At 69.8% G+C, this 6,674-nt stretch carries 8 protein-coding genes; all 8 read right to left on the bottom strand.

The annotated features are described in order from the left end of the window. Positions 1–301 (bottom strand): hypothetical protein (locus VGV06_03580; GenBank protein ID HEV2054237.1); only part of this gene is annotated, 301 nt, incomplete at its 3' end. A gap of 49 nt (positions 302–350) precedes the next feature. After that, positions 351–917: a glycine zipper family protein gene (locus VGV06_03575; GenBank protein ID HEV2054236.1), complete on the bottom strand. Its 567-nt coding sequence runs from the start codon at positions 915–917 to the stop codon at positions 351–353. After that, the gene (locus VGV06_03570; GenBank protein ID HEV2054235.1) at positions 914–1,264 is read right to left on the bottom strand and encodes a hypothetical protein; all 351 of its coding nucleotides are present in this window, start codon (positions 1,262–1,264) and stop codon (positions 914–916) included. Before VGV06_03570 ends, VGV06_03575 begins: the two co-directional genes overlap by 4 nt. A gap of 170 nt (positions 1,265–1,434) precedes the next feature. Next, complete coding sequence (locus VGV06_03565) at positions 1,435–2,826, bottom strand: amidase (protein HEV2054234.1); 1,392 nt, start codon at positions 2,824–2,826, stop codon at positions 1,435–1,437. Continuing rightward, entirely contained in the window at positions 2,823–3,035 is a 213-nt protein-coding gene (locus tag VGV06_03560) for a hypothetical protein (protein HEV2054233.1), read from the bottom strand. The genes VGV06_03565 and VGV06_03560 overlap by 4 nt, the downstream gene beginning before the upstream one ends. Then, complete coding sequence (locus VGV06_03555; GenBank protein ID HEV2054232.1) at positions 3,032–4,645, bottom strand: hydantoinase B/oxoprolinase family protein; 1,614 nt, start codon at positions 4,643–4,645, stop codon at positions 3,032–3,034. Before VGV06_03555 ends, VGV06_03560 begins: the two co-directional genes overlap by 4 nt. After that, positions 4,642–5,196 (bottom strand): GNAT family N-acetyltransferase, encoded by a 555-nt coding sequence (locus VGV06_03550; protein ID HEV2054231.1) that lies wholly within the window; start codon positions 5,194–5,196, stop codon positions 4,642–4,644. Before VGV06_03550 ends, VGV06_03555 begins: the two co-directional genes overlap by 4 nt. Then, a partial coding sequence (locus tag VGV06_03545; protein ID HEV2054230.1) for a hydantoinase/oxoprolinase family protein occupies positions 5,193–6,674 on the bottom strand: 1,482 nt, incomplete at its 5' end. The genes VGV06_03545 and VGV06_03550, both read right to left, overlap by 4 nt.

The following is a 6,674-nucleotide window of genomic DNA, read 5'->3' as shown; positions in this document are numbered from 1 at the left end:
AGGCCGGAACGGGCACGTAGACAGGCTCCCGGTAGACCGGGTACGGATAGGCATAGGACGGGTAGTACGGGTACGCGTAGTACGGGTAGACGTAGTACGGGTAGGCGAGCACCGAGCCTAGGAACAACCCGCCGACGAAGGCACCACCCCAACAGCAGCCGCGATGAGAGCCGCCTCCATGATGGAAGCCCCCACGCCCACCATGGGAGCCGCCCCCGTGTCCCCTGCCCGCGAACACCGGGGCGGCGAGCGCGAGGGATAGCATCGCCGCGAGGGCGAGACTGAGGATCTTCCGGATCATAGGGCACCTCCCATAGCGACTTCTCAATTACACCAGCCGGCGGCAGCTGCTAGCGCGCAGGCCCAGGCGGCGGTGGTGGCGGCGGCCCGGCGGGCGGTGGCGGCACCCCCGGAGGAGGAGGAGGCGGCGGCGGCGGCGGAGGCGGAGGCGCCGATGACGTGTATGCCGGCTGTAGGCCCCTAGAGACCGGAACCTGATTGCCTTTGGCGTACATGCACTGCACGTACGCGATGTCGTAGCGCCTCTGTACCGAGATGCCGGCGCCGTAGGCATTGCCGGCGCCTACCGCCGTCCCGCCGAGGAGTCCAACTCCTGCGCCCACGGCCGCGCCGGTTGCCGGGCTACCCGAAGCGGCACCGATGGCAGCCCCGAGGCCGGCGCCGACTACCGTGCCGACCACTGCGCCTGTCACGGTGCTGGCCGCACCGGCTTGGTTGGGCGTGATGCCGGTCTGCTGCAGCGCCCACTGCCGGCACAGCGTGTCATCAGCCTGGAACTGATCGAAGTTCTTCGCGTTGCCCGGCAACACCAGGACGCTCGGCCCCGTAGGCACCGTCGCGCAAGCCGTCAGCAGGAGCGAGGTGCTGACCGACACGATGACGCTTCTCGTTGTCATGGCGCCTTCGGTGGGACCTTTACCCACGGCTCAGGGCAGCTTTGGACCTGTGGGTAATAGCCTTGGCCGCTCGGGCAGTAGTACCAGTAGGCCGGCGGGGCCGGGGGCGACGGCGCCTGCTGGACGTACACCGGGGGTTCCTCGACGATGACCTGTGCGGGCGGGTAGTAATACGGCGGATACGGGTAGTACAGATAGGGCGGACCCCACCAGAACGCGGGCCCGACCCCGATAAAGACGGCGCCCCCTCCACGATGGGGCCAGGCGTAACCCGGTGCGGCAGGGAGGACCAGGAGTCCAACCACCAACCCTACGACCAGGAGCCATATCCACGCTGGCCTTCTCATGACCGCCTCCTGCGAAGAACCATAGCCAACCACACTCAGGATACAGCCAAGCACCCCTCAACGCCACTCAAGCATGGCAGGCGCCCACGAAGGTGAGGTGAGCCGCAGGTAACGCGGACGGCGTACGCCGACGGCCCCGCCGGACCCGCGCTAGCCGACCTTCGCCAGCGCTAGCCGAGCTTTGGATGCCGCGTGTGCCAGTCGGTCAGCGACTGGTACGCGCGCGCCGCGGCGAGGATGGTGTTCTCCTCCCAGGCGCGCCCCATGAACTGGATACTCGTGGGCAGCCCCCGGGCGCCGAAGCCGTTGGGCACGCAGACGGCGGGCAGCCCCGCGCCGTTGCCGACGGCGCCCATGACGTCCTTCGCGGTGGCGCGGATCGCGCTCCTGAACTCCTGCCCGAGCACCGGCGCCTCGTTGATCCGTCCCGGCGCCACCAGCACGTCGAAGCTCCCGAACACGCGGTCGATCTCCCTCGCCATGACGCCGCGGAGCCGCATGGCCTTGACGTAGTCCTTGGCGAGAATGGCGTCGCGCGCATAGGGCGTAATGCGGTCCTCGGGCGCAGTCAGCCGGGCGATGCCGCCCGACTCGATCAGGTCCTCGAAGGCGCTCGCCGCTTCGACCTGGAGAATGGTCCGCGTGATCTGCTCGTATGGCAGGTCGGGCAGCGTGACCTCCTCCACCGTGCCCATCTCCCTCAGCACTCCCAGAGACCGCGCAAAGTTCTCGGCGACGGCGTCCTCGCAGCCGTCGGTGACGTTCGTGATGACCCCGAAGCGGAATCCCTTACGATCGGCGGCGTCGTAGCGATACGGCCGGTCGCTCGAGGTCGGATCCTTCGGATCCCGCCCGGCCATCGCCTCCAAGACAAGACCACACTCATCAGCCGTCTGAGCGAGCGGCCCCAGCTTGTCGAGAGTCCAGCAGAGCGCCATGGCGCCGTGGCGGCTCACCCGCCCGTACGTCGGCCGCAGGCCCGCGAGGCCGCAGTAGCCGGCGGGCGAGAGGATGGAGCCCCACGTCTCCGATCCGATCGCGAATGGAACGAGCCCGGCGGCGACGGCGGCGCCCGAGCCGCTGGACGACCCACCGGTCCAGGCGTTCGCGTCCCATGGGTTGATGCAGGGCCCCGTGAACGACGCGGTGGGCTGGCGATAGCCCATGCCGCCCGCGAGCTCGATCATCGCGAGCTTGGCCACGAGCACGGCGCCCGCCTCCTCGAGCTTGCGGATCACCGTCGCGTCGAAATCGAAGCGCTGGTCCTTGTACGGCGCGGCGCCCCAGGTCGTCGGCGCGCCCGCCGTCGCGAGGAGATCTTTCGCGCCGTACGGGATGCCGTGGAGCGGCCCGCGGTAGCGGCCGGCCGCGATCTCACCTTCGGCGCGCCGGGCCTGGCTGAGCGCGTGCTCGCGCATGACGGTCACGACGGCGTTGTACCTGGGGCCGAGGCGCTCCAAGCGATCGAGATAGAGCTCGGCCAGCTCGACGGGCAGGAGCTTCCGCGTCCTCAGGAGCCCGCCGAGCTCGCGGAGCGGCGTGAAGAGCACGTCCGCCTTCATGGCTCGGCCCGGTACGGCGCGAAGGGCTGCATGGGCTCGTCGGCGTTCGTGAGCCGCATCGCGCGGAGAGCGCGCGAGGTTTCGACCTGCGCCCGCACGATCCGGCTAAGCTCGTCCAGCTGCTCCCGCGTCAGCCGATCGCCGTAGCGCTCGCGCACGATCTCGAAGAGCGCGTCGGCCTCCGGATCGAGCTTCGCGGGCTCGCTCATCTCCTTCCCCTCCCAGAGTAGCCAAGCGCCGCGTCGCGCTTTCGCAGGGCCTGGGCGCGAGCGCGCGCCGGCCCGTAGCCGCCGCCCCCCGGAGTGCTGACGAGCACGGTGTCTCCGTGAGCAAGTACGTGCTGGCGGCGATGGTCCACCTTCTTGCCGTTGATCCTGACGTCGCCGATGCCGCCGGGCCCTCCCCCGGCGAGACCCGGAGCGGGGACGCGCGTGCGCTCGGCCATGAAGCTCAGCACGATCGGCCGCCGCGAGCGGCTCTCGAAGAGCACGTCCTGGCCGAGGCCGCCGCGGAAGCGCCCCTGCCCGCCCGAGGCCTCGCGCATGCGCTTGTGGCGGAAGAAGAGCGGGCTGTTCCGCTCCGCGATCTCGACCGGCGTGCTCGAGATGTTGCTCGGCCAGGAAAGCACGTGCTCGCCGTCTTTCACCGCCGTCGCACCCATGCCGCCGTTGAAGAAGAGGACGTTGGTGTACGGGCGCCCGTCGTCGCGCGTGCCCGACTGCGCCACGGCCCAGAGCGGCGAGCCCGCCCCCGCCATCACCTTGTCGGGAATGACCTGGTGGAGCGCGCCCAGGACCAGCACGGGCACGTAGTGCCCCGTCTGGGCGCGGCTGACGACGGCGGCGGGAAACTTCGGGTTCAGGAGACAGCCCTCGGGCGCCTCGACCTTGACCGGGCGGTACATGCCCTCGTTGTTCGGCAGGCCGGGCAGGAGCGCGCAGCGCACGGCATACGCCGTCATCGCATAGGTGTACGCCATGACACAGTTGATCGCGCGCGGTTGGGCGGGCGACGTGCCCGTGTAGTCCGCGATGATCTCGTCTCCCCTGACCGTGAGCGCGATCCTGAACTGGTAGGGCTTCTCGAAGCCGTCGGTCTCGAGCGCGAAACGGTAGGTGCCGTCCGGCACAGCGGCAATCGCGCGCCGCATCGCGCGCTCGGACCTGGCGAACAGCTCGTCCCCCACCGCGTCGAGGGACGGCAGGTCGTAGTCGTCCATCAGCCGCGTCACGCGGTTGTCCATCAGCTCGTTGGCGCTCACCTGCGCCCAGATGTCGCCCATGGTCTGGTCCGGCGTGCGGACGTTGGCGCGGATGAGCTGGACCAGCGTCGGGTCTGTCTCTCCCGCACGGCGGAGCCTGGTCAACGGGATGTGCAGGCCTTCCTCGAAGAGCTCGCGCGCCTCGATGGCGCGTATGCGCCCGCCGATGTCGGGCATGTGCGAGGTGGTGGCCGCGAAGGCGACGAGCCGGTCCCGGTGAAAGATGGGCTTCACGAGACAGACGTCGCTCATGTGGCCCGTGCCCTGCCAGGGATCGTTGGTGATGAAGACATCGCCCGGCTTCATGCCGCCGGCACCGAACTCGCTGAGGAAGTGACGGACGGTGGCGGGCAGCGTGCCGATGAAGGACGGGATGCTCCCGGAATTCTGGGCAAGCGCGAAGCCCCGCGCGTCGGTCAGGACGCAGGCGAAGTCGTTTGCCTCGTTGGAGAGCGTGGAGAAAGACGTCCGCACGATGGCCTTGGCCGCCTCGTCCACGACGGAGATGAGCCGCGTCCAAAGCACCTCGAGCGTGATCGCGTCGAAACGGGACGTCATGGGCGCGCTCCTGTCTCCTTGATGCGGGCGAAGCTCCAGACATCGCGCGGCATCGGGCCCAGGTTCGGGAAGACCAGCCAGCGTCGGAGCACGCCTTCCCTGACCATGCCGACCTTCTCGAGCACACGCTGGGACGCCACGTTCTCAAGATCCACCGTCGCCCACACACGATGGATCTCCGGTCGGGCAATCACCCACTCGACCACAGCGCCTGCCGCCTCCGTCATGAAACCGTGGCCCCAGTAGCGCTGAGCGAGCACGTATCCCACCTCAGCGCGGCAGGCGGTGAGGCGAAAGTCGATCATCCCCGCGGCGTTTCCATCCTCTGACATCGTGATGAGCCAGGAAAACACCGTCCCCGCCTTCCGCCCCGCCTCGCAGTACTGCTCGAGAAATTTCCGCGTCTCGTCCAGGCTCCGGTGCGGCGACCACGAGGTGTACCGCGCGACCGCCGCATCCTGCGTATACGCGTCGAAGATTGCCGCGGCGTCCTCAACCACCGGCGCGCGAAGCCGGAGCCGGGATGTTTCGAGCGTAGCCGGTGGATTCACGGCGCGCCCAGCGTCAGGATGACGTTCCCGGTCGGAGCCACGCGCGCCGTGGCGCCCGGGCCGACGACGAGCGTCGAGCCTTCCTCTTCGAGGACGGCGGGGCCTTCGAGCTCGTCGCCGACGCCAAGGCGGTAGCGGTCGAAGACCGCCGTCTCGACGAAGCCCCCCGCCTCGCTGAAGTACGCGGGTCGCTTCCCCTTGAGCGCGGCGGCGGCGCCCGTGCCCTTCCTGCCCTGGAGCACGACCTCGCTGCCGGACACCGGCGCGCGCGCCGACGCGCGGATATTCAGGAACTCCACGGGGACGCCCGGCGGTGTCAGCGAGAATTTCTCCCGGTACGCCGACTCGAACGCCGCCGTCAGCTTCTTGCGGCTTTCGGCGCCGTCGTCGTAGGGGCCGTCGGGCAGCTCGACGACCAGGTCGAAGCCCTGGCCCAGGAAGCGGCCGTCCGCCAGCCGCTTCACGGTCGCCGACTCGAGCTTGAGACCGGTGTCGGCCATGACCGCCCGCGCTTCGTCTTCGAGGCGACTGAACGCGGCTTCGAGCGACGCGATGCTGCCCGTGTCGAGACGAACCCCGACCGTGGCCACGCGGTCGACGCGCGCCGGCGCGACGAGGAGGCCCAGCGCGGAGGCGACGCCGGCGGACGGCGGGCAGATCACCCGCGAGATCCCGAGCTTCCGCGCAACCTGCTGCGCGTGGACGGGCCCCGCGCCGCCGGTGCAGAGGAGCGCGTAGTCGCGAGGGTCCCGCCCGCGCTCGGCGATGTGCACGCGAGCGGCGGAGGCCATGTTCTCGTTGACGATGTCGTGTATGCCCCACGCGACCTTGACCGGCTCGAGCCCAAGCATCCCGGCCAGCCTCTCGATCGCCTGTCGCGCTGCCGCGACATCCACCCTGACCTCGCCGCCGGCGAAGTAGCCGGGGTTGAGATAGCCGAGGAGGAAATCCGCGTCGGTCACCGTGGGCTCGGTCCCGCCGAGGCCGTAGGAGGCGGGACCCGGCTGGGAGCCCGCGCTCCGCGGCCCGACCTTGAGGAGCCCGATCTCGTCCACTGAGGCGATGCTGCCGCCGCCCGCGCCGATCTCGATCAGCTCGATCGTTGAGATTCGGATGGGCAGGCCGCTGCCTTCCATGAAGCGCTTCTGGCGCGCCGCCTCGAAGCTGTAGGCCGTGAGCGGCTCGCCGTCATCCACGAGCGAGAGCTTGGCGGTGGTGCCGCCCATGTCGAAGGCCAGGAGGCGGCCGCCGCCGTCGGCGCGGCCGAAGAAGGCGCCGGCGAGCGCGCCGGCCGCGGGGCCGGATTCGAGCATCTGCACCGGTGTCCGCTGGGCCTCGGCGACGTGGGTCAGCCCGCCGCTCGACAGCATGAGGAGAAGCGGAGCCGGGATGCCGAGCCCATCGAGACGCTTCGCCATCAGCGCGAGGTAGCGGTGGGCGAGCGGCTTGATATACGCGTTGGCGACCGTCGTCGAGGC

The sequence above is a fragment of the Candidatus Methylomirabilota bacterium genome (assembly GCA_035936835.1).
Lineage (GTDB): Bacteria > Methylomirabilota > Methylomirabilia > Rokubacteriales > CSP1-6 > AR37.
This window is presented reverse-complemented; position numbering and strand designations above follow the sequence as displayed.

Coding starts and splice junctions, on each gene's coding strand:
- VGV06_03560 (HEV2054233.1), bottom strand. CDS start 3,035: ATGAGCGAGCCCGCGAAGCTCGATCCGGAGGCCGACGCGCTCTTCGAG.
- VGV06_03570 (HEV2054235.1), bottom strand. CDS start 1,264: ATGAGAAGGCCAGCGTGGATATGGCTCCTGGTCGTAGGGTTGGTGGTT.
- VGV06_03565 (HEV2054234.1), bottom strand. CDS start 2,826: ATGAAGGCGGACGTGCTCTTCACGCCGCTCCGCGAGCTCGGCGGGCTC.
- VGV06_03575 (HEV2054236.1), bottom strand. CDS start 917: ATGACAACGAGAAGCGTCATCGTGTCGGTCAGCACCTCGCTCCTGCTG.
- VGV06_03555 (HEV2054232.1), bottom strand. CDS start 4,645: ATGACGTCCCGTTTCGACGCGATCACGCTCGAGGTGCTTTGGACGCGG.